Origin of the sequence: Bradyrhizobium sp. URHD0069, assembly GCF_000701345.1 — a bacterium.
GTDB lineage: Bacteria > Pseudomonadota > Alphaproteobacteria > Rhizobiales > Xanthobacteraceae > Bradyrhizobium.
Genome location: NZ_KL370775.1, coordinates 39759 through 63298, shown reverse-complemented (window position 1 = coordinate 63298; position 23540 = coordinate 39759). Strand labels below are relative to the sequence as shown.

The 23540-nt window shown below is 61.0% G+C and carries 16 protein-coding genes; 2 read left to right on the top strand and 14 right to left on the bottom strand.

Annotated elements, in window-relative coordinates; translation table 11 throughout:
* Positions 1-52: 52 nt before the first annotated feature.
* The 10 genes from N554_RS37670 to N554_RS0130830 form a co-directional block, all read right to left on the bottom strand.
* Positions 53-763 (bottom strand): 4'-phosphopantetheinyl transferase family protein, encoded by a 711-nt coding sequence (locus N554_RS37670; RefSeq protein WP_051677813.1) that lies wholly within the window; start codon positions 761-763, stop codon positions 53-55.
* A gap of 15 nt (positions 764-778) precedes the next feature.
* Positions 779-3883 carry an efflux RND transporter permease subunit gene (locus N554_RS0130875; RefSeq protein WP_051677812.1) on the bottom strand — a complete coding sequence of 1035 codons (3105 nt, stop codon included), beginning with the start codon at positions 3881-3883 and terminating at the stop codon, positions 779-781.
* Complete coding sequence (locus N554_RS0130870) at positions 3883-5136, bottom strand: efflux RND transporter periplasmic adaptor subunit (protein ID WP_197033815.1); 1254 nt, start codon at positions 5134-5136, stop codon at positions 3883-3885. The genes N554_RS0130875 and N554_RS0130870 overlap by 1 nt, the downstream gene beginning before the upstream one ends.
* Positions 5137-5251: 115 nt before the next feature.
* Positions 5252-6631: a glycosyltransferase gene (locus tag N554_RS0130865; protein WP_156042210.1), complete on the bottom strand. Its 1380-nt coding sequence runs from the start codon at positions 6629-6631 to the stop codon at positions 5252-5254.
* A 19-nt stretch (positions 6632-6650) separates the two neighbouring features.
* Entirely contained in the window at positions 6651-11015 is a 4365-nt protein-coding gene (locus tag N554_RS0130860; protein ID WP_029586961.1) for a non-ribosomal peptide synthetase, read from the bottom strand.
* A 50-nt stretch (positions 11016-11065) separates the two neighbouring features.
* Positions 11066-11275 carry an MbtH family protein gene (locus N554_RS0130855; protein ID WP_029586960.1) on the bottom strand — a complete coding sequence of 70 codons (210 nt, stop codon included), beginning with the start codon at positions 11273-11275 and terminating at the stop codon, positions 11066-11068.
* 55 nt (positions 11276-11330) lie between these two features.
* Positions 11331-11933 carry an acyl-homoserine-lactone synthase gene (locus N554_RS0130850; RefSeq protein WP_029586959.1) on the bottom strand — a complete coding sequence of 201 codons (603 nt, stop codon included), beginning with the start codon at positions 11931-11933 and terminating at the stop codon, positions 11331-11333.
* A gap of 268 nt (positions 11934-12201) precedes the next feature.
* On the bottom strand, positions 12202-12930 hold the full coding sequence (locus N554_RS0130845; RefSeq protein ID WP_029586958.1) for a helix-turn-helix transcriptional regulator: 729 nt from the start codon (positions 12928-12930) through the stop codon (positions 12202-12204).
* A 1101-nt stretch (positions 12931-14031) separates the two neighbouring features.
* Complete coding sequence (locus tag N554_RS0130835; protein ID WP_029586957.1) at positions 14032-15405, bottom strand: acetate--CoA ligase family protein; 1374 nt, start codon at positions 15403-15405, stop codon at positions 14032-14034.
* Positions 15406-15553: 148 nt separating this feature from the next.
* On the bottom strand, positions 15554-16597 hold the full coding sequence (locus N554_RS0130830) for a zinc-binding dehydrogenase (RefSeq protein ID WP_029586956.1): 1044 nt from the start codon (positions 16595-16597) through the stop codon (positions 15554-15556).
* A 189-nt stretch (positions 16598-16786) separates the two neighbouring features.
* Here N554_RS0130830 and N554_RS0130825 point away from each other — a divergent pair, with 189 nt between their 5' ends.
* Both N554_RS0130825 and N554_RS0130820 read left to right on the top strand, forming a co-directional pair.
* Positions 16787-17746, top strand: coding sequence for a CoA transferase subunit A (locus tag N554_RS0130825; RefSeq protein WP_029586955.1), 960 nt, complete (start codon positions 16787-16789; stop codon positions 17744-17746).
* Positions 17739-18512, top strand: a complete 774-nt coding sequence (locus N554_RS0130820) for a CoA-transferase subunit beta (RefSeq protein ID WP_029586954.1) — start codon at positions 17739-17741, stop codon at positions 18510-18512. Before N554_RS0130825 ends, N554_RS0130820 begins: the two co-directional genes overlap by 8 nt.
* 33 nt (positions 18513-18545) lie before the next feature.
* Here the strand turns inward: N554_RS0130820 and N554_RS0130815 are convergent, their stop codons facing one another.
* The 4 genes from N554_RS0130815 to N554_RS0130800 form a co-directional block, all read right to left on the bottom strand.
* The gene (locus tag N554_RS0130815) at positions 18546-19292 is read right to left on the bottom strand and encodes a GntR family transcriptional regulator (protein WP_051677809.1); all 747 of its coding nucleotides are present in this window, start codon (positions 19290-19292) and stop codon (positions 18546-18548) included.
* Positions 19293-19415: 123 nt separating this feature from the next.
* Entirely contained in the window at positions 19416-20381 is a 966-nt protein-coding gene (locus tag N554_RS0130810; RefSeq protein WP_245283766.1) for a M20 family metallopeptidase, read from the bottom strand.
* 260 nt (positions 20382-20641) lie between these two features.
* A complete protein-coding gene (locus tag N554_RS0130805; RefSeq protein ID WP_029586951.1) occupies positions 20642-21868 on the bottom strand; it encodes a diaminopropionate ammonia-lyase in 1227 nt (408 codons plus the stop codon).
* 44 nt (positions 21869-21912) lie between these two features.
* The gene (locus N554_RS0130800; RefSeq protein ID WP_197033814.1) at positions 21913-23451 is read right to left on the bottom strand and encodes a gamma-glutamyltransferase family protein; all 1539 of its coding nucleotides are present in this window, start codon (positions 23449-23451) and stop codon (positions 21913-21915) included.
* Positions 23452-23540 lie beyond the last annotated feature (89 nt).

Genomic DNA, 23540 nt, shown 5'->3' with positions numbered 1-23540 from the left:
TACTGCTTTATCGACTTGTACCTTGAAATTGCGGACTACCGTTTCGGTGAGTTCACGGTGTCGGAGGCGTACCGAGCGACGACAATTCGACCGAGGTATGCACAAACCCGTCAGCATGCGACAGTCGTCCCATTCCGATATGTTCGCTGACAGTCGTCCATGCGAAATAGTTTCGATCCCAGTCGAACGACGTTATCCGCACATCGGAGAATTCGAGAAATTTCCGCGTCAGCGGATAAAGGCACTTGTAGACGGCCTCCTTTGCCGAAAACACAAATGTGCAGAATTCGCAAAAGCTGCGGCCATCGGCCGGCTTGAACAGCGTCGCCTCATCCACCATGCAGACGTCGGCGATGTCACGCGTCGCCGCCGGGGTGATGATCTGTTCGGAATCGATGCCGATCCCGGCGATGTCCGCCGCCCATGCCACCGCCGCCGCGGCAAAACCGCCGCTATGGGTGATGGAGCCGACCACACCGTCGGGCCAGACCGGCGCCCGATCCTCGGCCATCCCGACATGGGTTGAACCAGCGCCCAGACAGCGCAGCGCCTGGGCCGCACAGAGGCGGCCGGCGAGAAATTCGCGCTGGCGGTTCGGGACCGCATGCCGGAGCGACTGCGGCAAGCGCAATCGCGCTTCGGCACCAAGCGGAAGCGCGGAAGCGGCGGCGGTGTTGTGCAGCGAATGATAGCGAACGGGCTGCGAAAGCCGATGCAGGTTCGGCTGCGCCGGTTGAATTTCGCGCGCTGTCTGGCAGACCATGACGGTTATCGATGATCAGGCCGGCTCATCGCCGTCCAATTCCAGTTCGGGTTTCGGTCCGATCAGGCGCGAAAACCTGCGGCGCATAAGCCGGCCGAAATCATCCATGATGGTGAAGGCGGCCGGCACGAAGACCAGGCTGAGGAAGGTCGAGGCGAGCAGCCCGCCGATCAAGGCGATCGCCATCGGGGCACGGAACGCGCCGCCGTCGCCTATTCCCAGTGCAGACGGAACCATGCCTGCGGTCATCGCCGCGGTGGTCATGATCACCGGCTGGGCGCGCTTGCGGCCGGCATCGATCAGCGCCTGTGTCCGCTCCACGCCATGAGCCACTTCCGTGATCGCGAAATCCACCAGCAGGATGGCGTTCTTGGTCACGATTCCCATCAGCATCAGCAGGCCGATGATGACCGAGAGGTTGATGGCATTGCCGGTCATGAGCAGCGCAAGGAATGCGCCGCCGATCGACAGCGGCATCGAGAACAGAATGGTGACCGGCTGCGTGGCGTCGGCGAACAGCAGCACCAGCACGGCAAACACCATCAGCACGCCCGCGGCGATGGCGCGCGAGAAACTCGAAAACACTTCGTCCATGATTTCCGAATCGCCGAATTTTGCGATGGTCACGCCGGCAGGCAGGTTTCGCGCCGAGGGCAGCGCCGTCACCTGTTCGATCGCGGTGCCGAGCGGGGTGCTTCCGACCAGATCCGCCTCGATCGCGACCCGGCGCCTGCGATCATAGCGTTCGATGGTGGTCGGTCCCTCGCCGAAGCCGGTGTCGGCGACCGTCGCCAGCGGCACGGTGATGCCGTTGCCGGCCTTGATGCGCAGCGTATCGAGCGTCGACAGATCGCCGCGCGCCCGCTCGTCGAGCCGCACCCGGATCGGCACCTGGCGGTCGACAGCCGAGAACTTCGCCAGATTAGCCGAGACGTCGCCAACCGTTGCGATCCGTGCCGCTTCGGCAATCTGCGCCCCAGAGATGCCGAGATCGGCGGCCTCCTCGAGCCTCGGCACGATGCGGATCTCCGGCCGGGCCAGCGCCGCGGTCGAGACCACATTGGCGAGAACCGACACTTTTTGCCGCGCCTCGCGCTCCATCGCCAACGCCGCCTGCTCGATCGCGGCGCCGTCGGGCCCGGACAGGATCAGCGTGAATTCGCGTCCGCCGCCGCCATTGCCGAAGCTGTAGCGGATATCCGGGATCGCGCCGAGCGCTGCGTGCATGTCGCGCTCGAATGCCTTCTGATCGCCCGAGCGGTCGCCGCGCGGGACGAGGTCGATGACCAGTGTGGTCTTGCGGACTTCGCCGGCCGTGACGCTGAGCCCGTTGCTGCCGGCGGCGCCGCCGACCGCATAGACGCTCCTGACCTCGGGCCGCTGCCTGAGCAACTCCGTGATGCGGTCCGCGGTCGCCACGGTATCTGCGATGGTCGCCCCCGGCGGCAGCTCGATCTGGAGAACCGAACGCGACAGGTCGCCGGTCGGCAGGAAGCCAACCGGCAACGACCCTGCGATCATCAGCGAGCCCAGCAGGACCGGCGCCCCAAGCGCAACCGTGACGAAGCGATGCCGAAGCGACCATTCGAGCAGGCGCAGATAGTGCCGCATCAAGACGCCGCGCGCTTCGACGCGGTCATGAGGCTCGCGCAGGAAATATGCCGCCAAGAGCGGCGTTATCAGCCTCGCGACCAGCAGCGAGAAGGTGACCGCAACGGCGACAGTGAGACCAAATTGCCTGAAATATTGCCCGGCGATGCCGCCCATGAAGGAGACCGGCGCAAACATGGCGACGATGGTCATGGTGGTCGCGACCACCGCGAGCCCGATCTCGTCGGCGGCCTGCAGCGAGGCGCGATAGGCGGATTTGCCCATCCGCATGTGGCGGACGATGTTTTCGATCTCGACAATGGCATCGTCGACCAGAATGCCGGTGACCAGCGTGATCGCCAGCAGGCTGACGGCGTTCAACGAAAACCCGAGCAGGTCCATCGCCCAGAAGGTCGGAATGATGGACAGCGGGATCGCCAGCACCGAAATCGCCGTCGCCCGAAAATCGCGCAGAAAGATCAACACCACGACGACCGCGAGAATGGCGCCTTCGGCCAGGGTCTGCATGGTGGCGCGATAGTCGGTCTTGGTATAGCGCACCGTGCTGTCGATCTCGATCACCGACAACTCCGGACGCTCGCTGGTGAGCGTCTGCAGCTTGCTGGCGACGGCCTCGGCGACCGCCACATCGGAGAAACCTTTGGCGCGGTAAATGCCAAAGGCGACAACCGGTTGGCCATTGAGGGCGGCGAAGCTGCGGGCTTCCGCCGCGCCATCGCTGACCGTGGCAATCTCCTTCAACCTGGTGTTTCGACCGCCCGGCAGCACGATGGTGCGATTGGCCAGTTGCTCGACCGTGGCGGCGCCGGCGAGCATCCGGATGGCCTGCTCCTGCGATCCCAACTGGCCGCGGCCGCCGGCGAGATCGACATTGCTGGCGCGCAGCTGTTCGTTCACGTCCAGCGCCGTGATGCCGAGCGCGATCAGCCGGTCGGGCAGCAGCGAGACCCGGATTTCACGGTCGACGCCGCCGGCGCGCTTGACCTGGGCGACGCCGCGAACGCCCTGCAGCGCGGTCGCGATGACGTCATCAACAAACCAGGACACCTGCTCGGCGGACCGCGAGGGCATCGATGCCGCATAGGTGACGATCGCCATGCCTTCGACGTCGACCCGCTGGATCGACGGTTCCTCGATGGTCTTCGGCAGCTCCGACCGTATGTTCGCCATCGCGTTGCGCACGTCATTCACCGCACGATCGGCCGGCGTCTCCAATTGAAACTCGACGGTCGTGACCGACACCCCATCGGAGATGCTCGAGGTGATGTGCTTGACACCGACCACCCCGGCCGCCGCATTCTCGACGTTCTTGGTGACCTGGGTTTCCAACTCGCTCGGCGCCGCACCGGTCTGGACGATGGTGATGGTGACGATCGGGATGTCGATGTTGGGCATCTGGGTGATCGGCAGCGTCTTCAGGCTGACCGTGCCGAGCGCGATCAGCACGACAAAGAGCACCAGCGACGGGATCGGCTTGCGAATCGACCAAGCCGAGATGTTGAGGGCCATCAACCTCCTCCCGCGGCTTTCGCCTCGTTGCGGACCGGCACGATCGGTTCGCCCGGCCTGGCAAAGGCTGCGGCGCGGACCACGACTTCCTGCCCTTCCATCAAGCCGTTGACGATCTCGACGCGGCTGCCGCGTTTGAAGCCGGTTTCGACGTTGCGGGTTTCGACGACATTGTCGGTTGCGAGCTGGACATAGGCGCCATCCTTGCCGAACAGCACCGCCGACAACGGCACGGTGACGGCTTGCCGCCGCCCGACGGTGATGTTGCCGCGGGCAAAAATGCCGGCCCGCATGGCCGGATGGCGCGACAGCGCGACCGCGACGCGGCCGAGCCGGCTGGCTTTATCGACGCTCACGTCGACCAGCCGCACTGTGCCGCTGATGGCCTCGCTGACGCCGGACAGCAAGACTTCGACGTTCTGACCTGGCTCGATCTGCGGCAGCACCGTTTCCGGAACCGCGGCGTCGAACTCGATTTCGCCATTGCGCACCAGCTGGAACAGAGGCTCTCCCACTGTGCCGGCGACGGCGCCGAGCCGGGCGGCGCGGCGCGAGATGGTTCCAGCTGCCGGCGCCTTCAGCTCGGTTCGCGCGATCTTCAGTTCGATCTCGCTGCGTTGCGCCTCCGCAAGCGCGCGTTCGGCTTCGGCGATGCGCAAACTCGCCTTGGCGGCCGTGGCCTTCGCGGCGGCGACCTTGGCCTGGGTCTCCCGCGTCAGCAACTGTACCGGAGAACTGGTGCCGGTGGCGCCCAAGGTTTGGGTGCGCTTCAGCGCGTCGGCGGCTTCGGCTTCGGCGGCCTGCGTCTCGGCGATCGACGCCCTCGCCTGCGCGATCGACGCCTCGGCTTTGGCGATCATCGACGTGTTTTGCGCCAGCTGGGTCCGCAGCATGCTGCCGTCGAGGCGGCCGAGCACCTGGCCTTGTTCGACGTGGTCGCCGATGTCGGCCAGCAGTTCGACAATGCGCAGGCCGTCAACCTCGGCGCCGACGACGATCTCCTCGCGGGCCACCAGCGATCCGGTGACCGCGAGCATCTCGGTGATCGAATGCCGTTCGGCGCGGGCCAGCGTCGTGGCTACCGGTGCGGGGCTCGGAGACCCGCCGCTGTCCCGTCCGGGGCCAGAGAGTTGCATTGCGACCGCTTCGATCTGTCGGCGCTGCGCGCCGGTCACAGCGAAGCTGTAAACGCAGACCGTGAGGACGAGCATGAGCAGGGCGATCCAGGCGAGCATCACTAACGGTTTCTTCACCCCATTGCCTTCCTGCGGGTCTGCCGTTGCGAAGCGGCACGGCATCCGATGACCGGCGTGGGCATCAGCGATGGCACGCAGAGTACGGAGCAGACCATTGAAGCATCGGGGCCGATCAAATGGTTCTCGACATCGCTTGTATCGAAGCGGCGTCGACGTCGACCGCGCGGCGACCTGCATTGGTGTGACCGCCCGCCGCGCTCCCGTTGGCCGCCAGGCCTTCGACCAATTGCGCGATCTCGTCACGCGCGTTGTGGCGGCCGAACGCGGTGCGCAGCTCCTGCGCGCGCTGTCGATAGTGCGGCTGCGTGAGCAGGGCGCGGACCGCCTCGCCGATCTGCGCGGCCGATGGCCGGCCGGTGCCGAGGTTGATGCCGGCGCCCGCCCACGCGACCCGCGCGGCGATTTCGGGTTTTTCCTCGCTGTCCCCGGCAACGACCAATGGCACACCGAGGCTGAGCGCGTGGGTGACAGCGCCATAACCGCCATTGGTCACCATGACGCTCACTTTCGGGAGCAGGCGGTCGAACGGCAAAAATGACGCCGCCCGCGCATTGCGCGGCAACGGAACGGGGATCGCTTCGACGGGAGGGCCGCCGGTGCTCGCGATGACCAGCAGATCCTGGTTCGCCAGCGCTGTCAGCGTCGGCCCGACAAGCTGCCCAAGGTCCTGGTTGGCGACGGTGCCCTGGGTGACGAGCACGATCGAGCCGGCCGTGCCGACATCGTCCCACCAGGGCGGCGGGCGAAAATCGGTGGATGGCGGCGGCAGCAGCGGTCCGACGAAGCGGATGCTGCCCGGCATTTCGGCGCGCGGATATTCGAATGCTCTGGCCGTGAGCTGCAAATACAGATCGGGCAGCGTGACCGCGGCGTCGAACAGAAATGCCGGCAGCGGGCGCGAGCCCTGACTGGCGAGGACGTCATTGAAGTATCGCTGCACGGAGCCGAACACCGCTTGCTGCAAATGACCGTTCATCACCACATTGCGCGCCCGCTCCTGCGGCGTTAGCGGCGGCGGAAGCGCGGTGCCGAAGAATGCGGTGTCCGCGCTCGACAGGCCGAGAGCCGTGATCCCGAGCGCGACGATCGGGAGTCTTGCTTCGCGTGGTCCGAGCAGCAGCGGAAAGGTGCCGCAGAACATGGTGTCGACAATGATCGCATCGAGCGGGGAGTCGCGATGGATGTCGCGTATCCCGGCGCTCTGATGCGGTATCGCATCGGCACACAGGTGCTGCAATCCGAAGCAGACCTGGGCGCGACCAGGCGGGATATTGCGGCGTTCGGGAAAGCGCTGGTCGAGTTGCCGATAGTCGACATCGATCTCCGGATGGAACGCGACGAATCGCGCGCCGGTCGCCTCAGCTCGCTGCCGGAACACGCTGCCGGTATGCACGACAACTTCGTGGCCGCGACCAACGAGGTGTTGGGCAACCGCCATTAAGGGGAAGACGTGACCGGGTACCGCGGTAGCGGCGACGAGAAACCGCGCCATGTTGCGCTCTCCCTATTCCTTACCCATCAACCGACCGCTGCTCATTCGAGGTTGCCGGCGCCAGAGCATCGGACACCACTTCCGGGAGCCGCAGGCTGGCGAAATAGCGCTCCAGAAGGGCGGGCCTGACCGGCGCGATCGGCGCGCCGACCGCGGCCAAATGTTGCTGGGTGAAGTCCGACGCGATTTCGGGGTGCGATCGCGAGGTGTCCTCTTGTGCCAGGATCGACAGCACGGCTGCGAGATCATCGTCATGGGTTTTCGCAAGCCGCCGTTGCGCAATCTCGGTCCATCGATCAAGCGACACCAGTTCGAGCCGCAAGCCGAGCCGGTCAAAGATCCGGGGGACCTCCCGCACATGAAGCGGTTCGCTGTTGATGAGGTGATAGACGCTGCCCCAGGACGCTTCGCGGCCCGCGAGCCGGACGATCGCCCGCGCCACGTCATCTGCTGGCGTCATGTTCACCAGAACATCCAGGTCGGGAATCACCCCGAGTTCGGCATAGAGCCGGACCAACCGCCAGATCAGATCGGTTTCGTTGCAGATTGCATTGACGCGATCGCCGGTGACGCTGCTTAGGCGATAGATCGACACCGGCAGGCCGCGCGCCTGTGCCTGGCGGGCGAGCGTGTCGCCGACCCACTTGCTTTGGCTATAGCCGCTGACGAGACCCTGCCACGAGGTGAGGTCGGTGTGCTCCGACACCGGCCCGGACTGATGCTTGTCGATCACTGCAAGCGTGGAAACATAGTGCAGGCTCTTGGGCCGTCCATTCGCGGTCCAATCGAGCAGCGTCAGGACGCTGTCCACATTGGCGGGTTTAAGCGCGGAGTAGTTATGAAGGAATTCGACGTTGGCGCCGCAATGATAGATCGCGTCGCACTCCTCGCGCACCATGCGGGTTGCCTTCTCATCAAGTCCGAGCGCCGGCTGTGCGAGATTTCCGGTCAGGATCTCGATACGACGCTCGTCCCAGCATGCCGAAAGCTTTCGCTTGTCGAGCGCCTGCCGCAGACGGATCTCTGCCGATCGGCGGTCCGCGGCGCGGACGTGGCAGGCGATATGCGCATCGGTTTCCTGCAGCAGCGTCGAGAGAAGATGACTGCCGACGAAACCGGTGGCTCCGGTCAGGAAAATGCGCTCGGGCTTGTCGGTCACGCGGGCGCGGCTCGGCTTGATGTGCGGCGGCAGCAGGATGTCGCGCGACAGGTCCGGGGCGCCATCCGAAGCACCGTCGAAGTCGAGCAGCGCGGCGAGGTCGCTGACGATCGGCGTCGTATAGACCGCCGTGATCGGGAAGTCCGGCCGGATCTCGTTGCGGATGCGGCGGCCGAGGCGGATGGCGAGCAACGAATGGCCTCCCAGATCAAAGAAGTTGTCATGGATGCCGACGCGGGCGAGCCCGAGCGCCTCGGCGAACAGCGCGCAGAGTTTCTCCTCCCGTGCTGTCCGGGGTGGCGTGTAGGCGGTGGCGGGTTGCTGGTCCGGGGCAGGCAGGGCGTTGCGATCGAGCTTGCCGCTCGGCGTGAGCGGCAGCGTGTCGAGCACGACGAAGGCGGCGGGGATCATGTAGTCCGGCAGGGTGCGCGCCAGATGCAGGCGCAACATCGTCGGGTCCGGCGCGTGACCGGCGGCGGGGACGACATAGCCGACGAGGCGCTTGTCGCCAACACGGTCTTGGCGGGCGACCACCGCGGCCTGGACGACGCCCTCATGCTGCGCGAGCGCGGCCTCGATCTCGCCGGGCTCGATGCGGAAGCCGCGGATCTTGACCTGGTGGTCGGCACGGCCGAGAAAATGCAGCGCGCCGTCGGGCCGCCAGCGCGCCCGGTCGCCGGTGCGGTACATGCGGCTGCCCGGCGGTCCGAACGGATCGGCGACGAAACGCTCGGCGGTCAGGCCGGGGCGGTTGAGATAGCCGCGCGCCAGACCGCTGCCGGCGACATAGAGTTCGCCCGCCACGCCGACCGGCACCGGCTGCAATCCATCGTCCAGCACGTAGACCTGCGTGTTCCAGATCGGACGCCCGATCGGCGCGAATTGACCATCGCCGTTGTGCTGCCAAGTCTGCTGCCAAGGCGACGACGTCACCTGGATCGTCGTCTCAGTCGGACCGTAGAGGTTGACCAATTGGACATTCCAGGCCGACGTCACGGTTCGCACCAGACCCGACGTCAGCGCCTCGCCCCCGGCGAAGACCTGCCTGAGGCAATGCGTATCCGCCGGACCGATCAGTTCGGATGTTGCCGCGAGCAGAGATGGCACGAACTGGGCAACGGTGATGCCCTGATGCCTGATGTAGTCGATCAACCGCTGTGGATCGCGCGTGACATCGGCAGGCGCAACGCTCAGCACAGAACCTGAAAGCAGTGGCAGCCAGATCTCCCAACCTGCGGCATCGAAGGAGACCGAGGTCCGAGCCAGCACCCGGTCCTGTTCGCCCATCGGGTATGCGCTCATCATCCACAGCATGTGATTGAGGAGACCACCCTGAGAAACGACGACGGCTTTTGGGGTTCCGGTGGAGCCGGAGGTGTAGATGACGTAGGCGGAGTCGAGCGGGGTGAGCGGTGCGATGCGGTCCTGGTTGCGCGGGTTGCTGTCAGGCTGGCGAGCAAGCATGTCGGCGGTGTAGGGATGACCCAGCACAAGGCGCGGGGCGGTCTCGGGCGGGCGCTGGGCAATGGCGTTGGTGGTGATGAGGCACACCGGCTTGGCATCGGCCAGCATGAAGGCGATGCGGTCGGCCGGATAATCCGGGTCGAGCGGCAAATAGGCGGCGCCGCTCTTGAGGATGGCGAGCAGGCAGACGACCAGTTCGGCGGAGCGCGGCAAGGCAACGGCGACGATTTGCTCGGGGCCGGCGCCCTGCGCGATCAAAAGATGCGCGAGCCGGTTGGCGCGGGCGTTGAGGGCGGCATAGCTGAGCGTGGTGTCCTCATAGGTCACGGCGGTGGCGTCACCGCGCCGCGCGACCTGGGCCTCGATCAGCGCCGCCAATGTCGTTCGCGGCACAGTGCGCGCGGTGTCATTCCACTCGACCAGCACCCGGCGCCGCTCCGCCGCGTCGAGAAGGTTTATTGCGCCAATCGGCCGGCCGGGATCGCGCACGATCGCGTCGACAAGCCTTACGAGACGTTGCTGGTGACCGGCGAGATCCTTTGCGCTGTAGAGCCCGGGATTGGCATCGAAATCGATCCGCAGGCCTTTGCCATCGCCGCGGTCGTAGACGAACACGGCAAGGTCGTCGGCCGAGCCATTGGACAGGTTATGCGGCGTCGCGCGATGGCCGGCGAAGCGGAGATCGTAGTCGAACGGTTCGATGTTGATGACGGTCGTAAAAAGGTGCTGGTTGGTCGGAAGCAGGTTGAGATCCCGCCTCAGGTCCTCATACCTATAGCACTGACGGCGAAGCGCCTCGCGGACCTGCCGTCCCACCTCGCGAATCAGCGACATGGCGCTCATGCCCGGACTTATGGCCAAACGCAGTGGCACGGCGTTCGCAACCATACTGGGAATGCGGCGCAGACGTCCCTTGGGCCGCGCCGCGACCGGCAGACCAACGACCAGATCTTCAACACCCGTCACGCGATAGAAATAGGCCGAGATCGCAGCGATCATGATCTGCGGCAGACTTGCGCCGCTGGCCTGCGCCGTCGCGCGCAACGCCTCGACGCTTTCGGCGGAGAGATGAATGGTCTGACGACGCAGGCCGCCGACATTTTGCCGTCGTTGATCGGCGAGACTGAACGCCGCTGGCCGATCGGCGAAGCGCGTCAGCCAATAGTGGCGGTCGCGTGCAAATCGTTCCGAGCTTCGATACGTGGTCTCCTCTTCAAGCAGGAACTCCAGCGGACCGAACGTGCCCTCGTCTGGACAGCGTCCCTCGGCGAACGCGGTATAGATCTCGGCGACGCGCCGGGCCAACAGCCCGCCGCTGAAGCCGTCCATGACGATGTGATGACCGCGATGGTACCAGAAATACTGTTCCGGCGCGGCCTTGAACAACGCGCAGACCCAAAGCGGTCCTGTCAGCAGATCGACCGGCCGGGTCAGTTCCGCCATCATCCAGCTTTCTGCCGCGGCCCGCGGATCCGGCTCGGAGCTGACATCTATCAATGGAAAGGTCGTATCCAATATGGGGGCAATCAGCTGTCGAGGCCCGTCGCTCTGCTCGATGAACCGTACCCGCACGGTTTCCGCCTCGATACCGACTTGCCGCAAGGCCGCCTCAAACAGCGCAGGATCAATCGGCCCGTGAATTTCTATGAATTCGGCAAGATTGAATATCGAATCCGGCGAGCTGAATTTCTGCGCAAACCACATGCCGGTCTGAGCGGTGGTGAGCGGCAGCAGCTGTGAAGAGTTGTTGATCGCGTCCACGGCTTCCCCAATCCTGTATGTCTTTGGCGGATGATCGATGACGGGCTCGGCTAGGCCCGCTGGATATCAGCGCCGGTTCTCGGACGCATGTCCGTCCAATTCCTGTTGACGTATTCGATGCAGGCCTCGCGGCCGTTCTGCTCGCAGGCGATAGACCAGCCGGCCGGAATTTCGGCGGCTGCGAGCCAAAGCGAGTGTTGACCTTGGTCATTGATCAAGACGACGAAGGCGCCGCCTTGATCGTCAAAAGGGTTGCTCACGTGTCGTGCTCCGATCTCGGTTAGAGGGATGAGTTCAGTCGTGCGGCGCTTGCGATCAGGCTGCGGCTGCGTGCGCGAGGCCCACACGTGCTTCAAGCTGTCGGAGGATTTGTGCGGACACGGCAAGCTGTCCGGCCATGGCGATGGTGTTGCCGATTCGGTGCGCGTGGCCGAGACGCTCAAGTTGCCAGCCAGCGCGCCTCAGGACTCGCTCCATTCGCACGTCGACAACACAGGCGATCGTGCTTATGCCGTTTGACAGGCCGAATTTCAGAACGCCGATCAGCAGGTCGTAGGTCGTTTGTGATAGGCCTGCTTCAGCCGCGGTGGTCTTCCCGCTCACGGCAAATCGGCTGGCTTCCCACACCCGTTCGCTGCGAGGCACGGCTGCCTTGGTCACAAAAGACGGAAAGATGTCGCGAAGCATATTCGGGCCGGTCGTCGGCAGAAGGCGGACGCACCCGTTGAGGGTACCGTATCTGTCTATCGAGAGCAGATAGCTCGGCCCCAAGGCGTCGTATTCGTCGAATTCGAGTTCGCCACTTACGGTGACGTCCCAGCCGAGCCGATCCTTGAAAACCGTCTTCCGAATGCGATGCATTTCATACAAATTGCTAACGTGGCGTTCTGCGTTGTCTTTCGTGACAATTCTAATCATTGGCGTCCTCATCCCGTTCATTGGGATGGAACATTACCGACGGTAAACATCAGCTTGAGCTGTCTACCTTTACAGGTATCCTGTGCACGGCGGATGTGAGAAGTTGGAGGTTACGCTTGGACGCGTTCCGCCACGCGGCCAGAACAACGACTAATGGTCCCTGACGCTCGGCCGGCTGAGAAACATGATACGAGGACGCGGATCGGCAAGCCCAAGCGCCGCTAATGGATCAAGTCAGGGCACAGACTTCAGACGCATCGACGATCGGCTACATGCTTATGATGTCGTACATCAGTCCCTTGGCGACCGCCTGCTGCACGGTGGCCACACCGAGCTTGCGCTTGGCGTTCTCGGTGTGAAAGACCACAGTTCGCCGGCTGATGCTTATGATTTCCGCGGTATCCAAAGCGCTCTTTCCCCGAGCCGCCCATTGGAGACAGGACCTCTCGCGCCGAGTCAGGCATGGGCGAAGCGGTGAAATGGGCGCCGGCGTTACATTGCGCAGTTGCGCATGCAGGTAGATCGCAATGAGATGCAGCTGATGGCGGTATTGCTCGACTCGGGCATCGAACGCCGAGCGGGAATCGCATGCGGCGAGCGTGAGCGTTGCAACCTTTCCCTGGCGATCATGGATCGGAATGGTGACGCCATGTCGAATCCCGAACTCGCTGGCCTCTTCTAAAAGGCACTTTTGCTTATTGGTTAGCTCTGTCTCGAATCGGTCGGCCGACCACGCGAAGGGAAGCGTCGTTGCGATCGAGCGCGCGATCACCGGATCGATCCTGTCATACCGATTTGCGCAGTACTGCTCCGCCCAGGAACTCGGATACGTCGTCATTGCCAGTGTGACGTCGTCATCGCCTCGTGGAGCGAAGCTTAGATAGGCAAAACACGGAAAGCCGTATTGATCCAAAGTTTGTTGTAACAAACGCTCAATTTCAGACGTGCTATCGTGCATCGAGAGATTTTGAACGAATTGTTCAAATATTTTATCCATTTTGCACGTCCTCGCCCACGAGGCCTAAACTTTCGATCTGATTCATGACCGATTTGCGGCCTGTGGTAGCAGTTCTGATCTCTGGTGTGACGCAGCCGTCACAATGATCGCAGACCATTGTAGTGGCAACCAAAAACATCATGGCTACCTTACTGCTCGTCGCTTACTGAATTGTGTCAGCCGTCCTGAGGACCCGTTACCCATCGACTGACCTTGTCCGAGTTTCATTCATTCGTGTTCGACGATCGCTGCCGCAACGTTGATGACCGTTCTGCAGTTGCCAATGACAATTCCCGCTAACAAGAGCGCGCCCACGAGGTCCCGTCGTGATGCAGCAGCTCAAATAGGCGCCGATCAACGATATGTTTGCACGAAACGGTCGTATCCGCGCGGATGGACGGATGTTCCACGGCCTCTATCTGGTCCAGATAAGGCGCCCGGCGAGGTAAACGACAAGTGAAATTATTACGCTTTGAAAGAAAGCGTCCCGGGCGACGAAGCCTTTCAACCGCTTGCCACGTCAAAATGCCGTCTCGTGGTGCAATAAACTAAAATTCGGTGCGTCCAGAACGCTCCGGTCAAGCCGACGCGGACAAAAATGACTTCGACGTTTTGTTGGCCTGCGGTAATCGGCGCGCTGCTCCACCGCGGGCACCGGCACCATCCGAAAAAACAACTATGTTGCGTGGCGCCATATCGAGCTCCCGCATCTAAGGGTTGTATCCTTCCACGCTATTCGCGGGATTGTAGAGGAGGCTCTTGGACCACCGCTTAGATTTAAACCGCATCGGAGCGGTTCTCGGGAGACAATCCGCCCAGACTTTCACCCACGGACCCTTGCGTTTTGCGGGGGCGATCGAAATGTCTTTGGCTTAGCACCTGAAATTCGCAAATCGAATGTTATGGAACATGCCGGTCAACTGATAAGCTTTGTGCAATTTGCTTATCAGTCGAGCAAACTGACGCTAAGTGTTAACTTCTTGGTATCCCGCAAGCCAGGCGGAACGATCGGCGGCAAGTCCCGCTAGCCTGCCATTCAGAATGAATGGTTGCGCCCAATCATCCGTGAGCCAGCCCTCGAATCCTAGCTCGCCATGGGACCTACGAGATAGCCCTCGCAACCATGGCCAATGCACGCACCCCTGTTCGAACAGTCGAATAAACAGGAATGCGCGCGCCCTCCACCTCTTCTGTCCAGCGCGCCGCCGCACTCCCATACGCTACCAAAGCAAAAGGCTTGTCGTACTGACGCCGTAGCGTTCTGAGCAGATCTCCCATTTCTGGAAAATCGGCGTTTGGAGGGGCCAGTAGCGTGCAGAGCACAAGATCCACGTTGGGATCGGCGAAAACCGCATGGAGGCCAACATGATGCGCCTCCTTTGACCCTTTCACGTCAATGCCAATCCAGAAATCGAACGGGTTCGACGGCGTCAGCCATTCAGGAAAGATGGTCGCCATTCTGCTAATCGTTAACTCGTCATACGTCGCCAATTCGAGATTATGATCTGCGACAAGATCGGCTGCGATAACACCCAGCGCGCCACTCGTCGTAGCGATCCCGACCCGCTTTCCTTTCGCCTTGGGAAGCATGGCGAGAGCACGAAGAGTATTCACGAAATCGTCTTCGTCTTCGGTTCGAAGTATTCCGCTTTCCAGAATCGCTTCATCGATTGCCGCATTCTCTGACGGAAGAGAACCGGTATGGCAGGCCGAAGCTTTTTTCCCTTCCGCCGTTCGGCCCGGCTTCAAGAGCACGATCGGCTTTGTTCCACGAAGCGCCTTTGCCTTCTGCAGGAACGCTTCAGGATTTCTGATGCTCTCGATATAGAGACCTATAACATCCGTACCCGCGTCACCCGATGCGAAATCAAGGAAGTCGACTTCGTCAACGTCGATCTTGTTGCCAACATCGATGCTCTTCGAAATCGGCAACCGCTGAACTTTCGAGTCCATGATTTGGCGCATCACCGCACCCGTGAAAATTCCTGTCTGGGTAAAAAGGGAGATGCCGCCCTTTTCCCAGCGCGGAAAATTGACGAAGCTGCCCATCATACCGCAATCGGTATTGACCATGCCGATCGTATTGGGACCTGCCAGCAATATCCCCGCCCGTCGCGCGGTCTCTCGCAGCTTGTCTTGTGCGGCCCTGCCCGCCGGACCTGCTTCGGAAAATCCCGCGGTGATTATGCAGGCCGCGCGAGCCTTTGCATCGACGCACTGTTGCATGGCGGCTTCCATCTGCTGGCTTGGAAGCACGATATATACCAAGTCGACAGCTTCCGGCACGTCCGAGAGACGAGCATAAGCCTTCTTCCCCATGACTTCCGGAGACCCTGGATTGATCGGATAAAGCGTTCCCTTGAAGTTGCCGCCCACCAGATTGCTGAACAATACGCCTCCGGACTTATTGGGGTTTGTCGACGCGCCAATGACGGCGATCGAGCGCGGCGCTACGAGCGGCTGGATGTCTCGCATAAATTTACTCCGACGTTTACTCTGTAAAAGAATAGCTGTTTCGGTCCGTCAATTGCCTGCGCAACCCGCTTCCAGCTGGGCCCGCGACGGCGGAACACAATCACGGCCCGCCGTTTTTCTGGATGATCTTCAGGCGGGTTGGAGGCCGTTAGTGATCCACACGTAACAGTATCTTTCCGAACTGCTTTGCGGATTCGAGGTAGGCGTGAGCTTCTGCGGCTTGTTGAAGAGGAAAGATTTTGTCTATCACCGACTTCAATTTGCCCTGACCAAGCATCGGCATCATCGCCTCGAGGTCCATCTTGGTTGCGCTGTTCGAGCCGATGATCTGAAGTTCCTTGTGGAAGATATACTGCACTTCAATTTCGCACTGGTAAGATTTGGTGCCGCCGACCGTTACGACGCGACCGCCTCGCGTAAGGCATCGAACGGATTTGCCGAGAAAATCTCCGCCGACGTGCTCGATGACGACATCAACACCGCGCTTCTTTGTACGCTTGAGGATCTCTTCGACAAAATCCGTCTCGTTGTAGTTGATGACCTCGTCCGCCCCCAGCTCCTTCGCTTTCTGCAACTTCCAGTCGGCACTTGAAGACGTGTAAACATACGCGCCGAGATTTTTGCAGATCTGGATCGCTGCCATGCTGACCCCGGAGCTTGCCGAATTCACCAGCACAGTTTCGCCAGGCCGGACGTTGCCGCGCGTCACAATCATGTGCCAGGCCGTGCCGAACGCATTGGGAAATGCCGCCGCCTGCTCGTAGGTGACCGTATCAGGCAGCGGGATCAGATGATGAGCCGGCAGTTTGATGTATTGAGCATATGCACCCGGCAGATGAGCACCAAGGTAACGATAATTCCGCGAACACCGGTTAGGAAAGCCGCCCATACACTGCTCGCACTTACCGCACGGCACCACCCACCAGCTCGTGACCCGCGTTCCTAGCGGCAGGTCGGATGACGTCTCTGGGCCCAGGGCCACCAGTTCGCCGCCAAAATCCCCACCCAGAATATGCGGAAATTTTCCCTTGTTCGGCTTGTAGCGGCCAGACCTGGCCATCAGGTCGTAGCCGTTCAGGCCGACAGCGTGAACCCGGACAAGCGCTTCGTCCCGGCCTGGGACGGGGGTGGGAACCTCCGTATATTTGAGCACTTCCGGACTACCATACTGATCGTATGCCGACGCCTTCATTGTCCTGGGAATCATTCGCCCGCTGCCTTTCTCGTTTCCGCCCTTTTAGACCCAGAACGGGCGAGTTGCCCGTCTGCTTATTTTTGTATACTAATTTATACAATTCTAGGAATCAACTGCCGCGCGGCGATTCTGGCCGGACACATCCTGAGCACTCGTGCTGGAATGAGAAAAACTTGGAGCCACGGCATGCATTTGGAAAAAGCACGATCGTATTCAGACTTGCGGGAAAGGCTGTCCCGGCGCGATCGCGGCCTCAGCGAAAAAGTCATGTCGCTGGAAGATGCATCGGCCTTGATCACCGATGGCCAGTCGGTCGGAATCGGCGGAAGTATGATGTCACGCACCCCAATGGCGATGATTTGGCAATTGATCAGAAGTGGACGAAAGAACCTTGTTTGTTCGCGCTCCATTACCACCAGCGAAGGTGACCTGCTGCTTGGATCGGGATTGAGCAACCACATCATTACGAGCTGGTTTAGCCAAGGGATCATGTGGGGTATCTCGAAGGTCATGAGAATGCACGTCGAGAGCGGCCAAGCCCGTTACGATGAATGGAGTCACCTGGCCATCGGGATGCGCTTCCGTGCGGGCGCGATGGGCGTGCCCTTCATGCCTATGCGGCCGATGCTGGGATCCGACGTTCTTGCGTCGCGGCCCGAAGCTCGCGTGATCAATTGCCCCTTCACGAGCGAAAATATACTTCTCGTCCCTGCGCTTAACCCGGACGTCGCGATCATCCATGTTCACAGCTGTGATCCGTACGGAAATGCCCGCATCGAAGGTCTGCAATTCATGGACATCGATCTTGCGATGGCCGCCGACAAGGTCATTCTGACAACTGAACGCATCATATCTAACGACCAGATCCGGCGCGCACCCGACCAGACCAAAATTCCGTTTTTCTGTGTCGACGGAGTCGTCGAGGTTCCCTTTGGGTCGGCGCCACATGAATGCTACGGCGTTTACGAGCCCATGATGAACCATTTGGATAGTTACGTGAGGAAGGTAAATTCCGATCCCATCGGTGGGATGAAAAGCTACCTCGACGAACACATCTATGCTCCCCGTTCGTGGAATGACTACCTGAACCTGATCGGCCTTGAAGAGGTTCTGGGCGCAGCGCACAGGGGGAGAAGCAATGACTAAGCTTGCGGAGTTCACCACCAACGAACACCTCGCTATCTTAAGCGCGCGCGAGCTCAGGAATGGTCAGGTCGTTTTTGCGGGCATCGGAATCCCTCTTCTGGCCGCAGCGCTTGCGCAACGAGCACATTGTCCAAACCTCACCATCCTCTTTGAAGGTGGAACGATCGGCGCTCTGGTTGAGCCGGGAAGGCTTCCGCCGTCGACCAACGATCAACGCGGGGCGAAGCGCTCGAATATGGTTCTCGGCAGTTCGGAGGTCCTTCTGCTGTTGCAACGGGGATATGTCGATATCGGCTTTATGGGCGGCGCCCAGATCGACAAATACGGCAATTTGAATAGTTCGCTGATCAACGGGACCGGCAACAAGTCAGCCATTCGCTTGCCGGGAAGCGGCGGCGGCAACGATATCGCCAGCCTGACCAACCTTATGGTCACGATGAAGCACGAGAAGCGTCGCTTTGTCGAACATGTCGACTTTGTCACCAGCCCAGGTTGGCTTCGTGGACGGTCGACCCGCCATGAAAGCGGTCTGCAGAGCGGCGGAGCTTTCCGGGTCGTTACCGAGCTTGCGGTTTTTGGTTTTGACGAGCATTCTAGGGAGATGAAAGTTATCGCCCTGAATCCCGGCGTTTCCCCGTCTCAGGTTCAGGAAAATACAGGTTTCGAACTCCTGTTTGACAGCGACCTGCCCATCACACAGTTACCTACGGGGACCGAGCTTCGTATTCTCCGGGAACTCGATCCTGACGGCGTGCTGACATCCTGAGTCTTCCGAGAAACCGGCCGATTGTAAGAGCTTCTACTTTCCCTTCTCCCGAAGAAGCTGCAGGCGCAGTTCGAGGGCATTGTTGATATGGGCGGAGGCCAGTTGCTCAGCTCGCTTCGAGTCGCCGTCCTGGATTGCTCGAAGAATCCCCAAATGTTCCTTGTGTGCCAGTTCGATGCTGCCCGGCAGCACAAACGTGGAGTGACGCAAAAGCCCCAAGGTGTCGACAATGGTGTTCAGGGACTGGAGCAGATAACGATTGTGCGCGGCGCTATAGATCGCCTGATGCAACTCCGCATTGATGATCACGAGAGCCTCCGGATTGTTTTTGGCCGCCATCTCCCTGTCAGCGATCGCAAAGAGGTTTTTGATCTCTACCCGCGAGGCGTGTTCCGCGGCGCAGCCTGCCGCGGCCCCCTCCAGCAAAGCGCGCACGGCGTAAAGATCCACAAGCTGCTGGGCATCGAGCTGCGCGACCATCGCGCCATTCCAGGAGCCTATGACCAGCAACCCCTCGGATACAATCCGGTGAAACGCCTCCCGTACAGGCGTTCTGCTAATCTCGAGCCAATTTGCAACATCGGCCTCACGGAGATGATCACCAGGCTCGAAGGCACCAGCGCGAATGGATTCGCGCAACACGCGATACGCATAGTCTCCCAATACCTCACCGGGCTTCCTGCCTGCTGCGGACCGCTCAAAGATCGAATGTTGGACTGGGCCCGAGTAGGCCTTGCGCTTCTTTCCGGCTGGACGTTTGGTCACCGCTTTCGGGCTCAACTGGACACCGGTGTTTGAAAAACGCGCTCATGCAAAAGCGTCGCGATATGATTGATTGTAAATGGATTTCGTCCAGAACGCCACAATCACCTTCCGCAAGATCAACCGGCGGTATGCCCCAACCTAATTTTGCATGAGGCGAATTGCAGTGCGCGCGTAGACTCGTGCGCAGTCGAGAACATCCTGTTCGCCAGCATAGTCGTCCACCCCGGCAGACAAAGTCGGCTGCGGTCCGTAGCACGCAGCCGGCACGCCCAGGTCTCGCCACCGCCGCGCATCGCTCCCAGGCAGACGGACGACAAATTGTGGCGCCTTGCCACGTACTGCTGCGGCGGCAGACGACAGCTCTGCGACCACCGGATTGGCGAGCGCCGTCCAGTTTGCATCCCACGCCTTGACTGCTTTGATCGCGATGCCTGGGTCGTTTTCAGCTGCAAGCCGAACCTTCTGCTCGATCGCGGCCCCGTTGATCCCGGGAGGGAGACGAACATCAATTTGCGCGCGGGCCTGCGTTGCAATCAGGCTTCGTACGCCGCCGGCCTCCACCGTCCCGGCATTCAGGGAGACGCGCAGCCCGAGATTTCCATCTCCCCCCGAGATGCTAGAAATCTCCGAAGGGATATCGGCATATAAGTCGTTGATCTGATCAATGCGCGCCAAAAGTCCTGCAAGCTTCGCCGCCGCCGTTTTCCCACGCAGTGCGCCGGAGGAATGTCCACCGTCGCCGGTTGTCTCAATGTCCAGCCATAGCAGGCCCTTCTCGGCCGGCGCGAGCTGCATGAAACCAGGGCCCTCGCCGCTGATCAGGAAGTCACCATGCACATCGGGCCGCATCTTCAGAAGATGGACCGCGCCTCTCTCGCCGAACATCACTTCATCACAGACAGCCGTCATGCTGAGGCGGCCGGGAAGAGATTTTCGATGACGCGCCAACACCACCGAGGCGACGCACATCGCCGCAAGAGCGCCTTTCATGTTTCCCATGCCAAGGCCATAGAGCCGTCCGTCCTTCCTGGTCAGCTCGAGAATCGGAACCGACCATTTGCTTTCGTCGCCGGGCTGCATCGTATCCATGTGCGCGTTGAACACGACGTGCCGACCTACTCCTTCGCAAACGTGCCCCACAATGTTGGGCGCCTCAGGATCTTCGGCTACGGTCTCTGTTCGGATCGCTCCGGCATTCAGGAATTTCTCGACGATTTGTGCCACTTCAACCGTGCGGCCTGGCGGGCTTGCGCTTGGCGCCGCCACGAGCCGCCGGCAAAGGTCGACCAGAGATTCGCGCTCCGCCTGAATTTCAGCATCGATCGTATGAAGAACTTGGTCCAAATTCGACATTTGTGAGCCTCTCACGCCGCTGCGGCTTTGACGACATCCGCGGAACGTCCCACGATCCGCTGGTAGACTTCGGGATCAGTTGCACCTTCGGTTCCGAAAAGCAGCACCACGCTATCCGGACCGAGAGAGAGGCTGGCGCGGCTGCCCGCGTCGCTCGCGGCGAGCGCCAATCCCGCAAGGCCGGCGACGGCCGACTCTCCAGCCACAACAGGTTCATCGCCGAACCTTGCATCTGCCAGGATGCACATCGCTTCAGCAGCGGCATCATCCGTGATCGTCATAAACGCATCTGCGCCTGGCTGCAGGATCTTCCACGCAAGCAGGGAAACCTCGCCGCAAGCAAGCCCAGCCATGATCGTGTCAAGAGCGCCGTGCACTACGGTTGGTTGACCGGCCGCAGCGCTTCGATAGAGGCAATCCGCTTTGTCGGGCTCGACAACAATGTATTTCGGGCGCTGTTCGCCATAGCGCTGCCAAAGGTGTGAGCAAACCGCCGCTGCCAATCCTCCCACGCCACCTTGAACAAAAACATGAGTTGGCTTCTCTTGCAATTGGCTAAGCGCCTCGTCGACCATGATGCTGTAGCCCTGCATCACATCGCGCGGAACGCTGAGATAACCCTCATACGATGTGTCGGAAACGACGTGCCAGCCATGCTTCGCGGCATCGCTGGCAGCCTGCCTGACAGCGTCGTCATAGTTCCCCGATATGCGCCTGACCTCGGCGCCGTAAGCAGCAATCGCGCGGCAACGCGCCTCGCTGACACCTGCGTGAACATAGATAACACAGGGACAGCCGAATTTCTGCGCCCCCCAGGCAACCGATCTGCCGTGGTTTCCATCTGTTGCGCATGTCACCGTAATCTCGGACGTTGTCTCCGAAAATAATTTCGATAACAGGTCCTTGCTGTGGACCGTGACTCCCTTCCGCTGCTTCAGTTCCTGCTGAAGAAGACGAAAGACGGCATAGGCTCCTCCAAGGGCCTTAAAGCTGCCGAGCCCAAACCGCTCGCCTTCATCCTTGTAGATGATTTGCTTCACGCCCAGCGCACGAGCCAGTTTTGGCAATTTCCTGAGCGGGGTTTCGCTGTAGCCGGGCCAGGACATGATCTCCCGCCTCGCGACCTGAAAAGCTGTGTCGCTCAGAATATCCGTTCGGCCCTCGCGGTCGTAAGAAACGGAGCGATCAAGTTGCGGATTGCTTAACAACTGAAACGCACTTGATTTGATAACGCTCATATCGCCCGCCATTTGCTTCGTTAACCGATGATGTTGATGCCTGATCAATAGCCAAGCGCAATTCCGTCGCGTCGGCCGTCGGCCCCGCCCCGTAAAACACCGAGTTTCCGATCAATCCAGATCGCCTGGGCCGTTCCCAATGGGTTCTCAGGACGCGTAACCCGATGACCGAGTTTCCCTAGACCAAGCATGACCTCTTCCGGCACACTTCGCTCGATTTCAAAAGTGTCATCCCGCGCAAACATGCGCGGATGATCGATCGCGCCCTGGACCGACATGCCGTAGTCGACAATGTTCGTCAGGATCTGCACCTGTCCGAACGGCTGAAAGTGCGCCCCCGTCACGCCGAATGGCATCACGGCTTGACCATTCCTCGTCAGCATCGCCGGGATAATCGTATGCATGGGGCGTTTGCGGCCCGCGATGCAGTTGGGATGACCAGCCTCCAGCACAAATGATGACGCACGATTGTGAAACAGGACGCCCGTCTTCTCGCAGGCGATTCCGGAGCCAAAATCTTCGAAGACGGAGTTGATCAGCGAAACGGCCATACGGTCGCGGTCGACAACCGATATGAATACTGTGTCGCGGTGCGGACGTTGAAGAACGGTTTCGAGGTTCAAGATCCGACCAGTCAATGATACGTTTCGGCGCAGATGGCGGATGTGCGCATCCGATAGCAGCCAATCGACCGGAACCTTCCCCGTTCGGGGGTCGGCAACAAAAAGATCTCGTTCGGCATAGGCTTGTCGCGCGATTTCCGCCATGACGTGAAAGCGCTCGACACTCACCGACTGCCAATTCGACAGATCAAATCCTTCAAGAGCCTTTGCCATGAGCATGGGAACGACCCCCTGCCCGTTCGGCGGACATTCCCATAAGTCATAGCCGCGGTAATTCGTGGAAATGGCTGTCACGTACTCGGGCCCGAAGTCCGCGAAATCCTCCAAACGGTGCAGGCCCCCGCGCTCGCGCAAGGTCGCGACCAGTTTTTCTGCAAGATGTCCCGTGTAAAATGCCTTCGCACCCGCGACTGCGATTTCACGAAGGGTCTGGGCCAGCGCCGGCTGTCGATGAATTATTCCAGCGCGCGGGGCTTCGCCATCGAACAAAAACAGCCGGGCTGCCGCCGGGTTTCGCGTTAGCTTGCCGACTTGTTTGCCCCAATCGCGTGCCAGCCGCTCCGGCAGGCAGCTTCCCTCCTCGGCAGCTTCAATCGCCGGCGTAAGAACGCGGCCCCACGGCAGGCGTCCATGATCGAGAACAAGCTTTTCCCACGCTGCCAATGCACCGGGCACCGTCACGGAATGCGGGCTTTCGACTTCGATCTCGGCCATTCTGCGATCGAGATACCAGTCCAGATTGGCGGCCTCGGGCGCCCAGCCGGAGCCGTTCAATGCTGTCGGCGTCGCCTCGCCTTCGCGCATGAATAAAGCAAAGCAGTCCCCACCGATTCCAGTCTGCGTCGGCTCAACAACGGCCTGTACCGCGGCTGCGCAGACGGCTGCGTCGATCGCGTTTCCACCGGCCCGCAGGACATCAAGCGCAGCGAGAGTCGCCTGCGGATGAGAGGTTGCGACCATCCCATTTGCGCCAACGGCCTCTGATCTGCCCGGCAGCTCAAAATCGCGACAGGCGGTCATATCGTTACGCTCCACATCGCAGTTAAAAA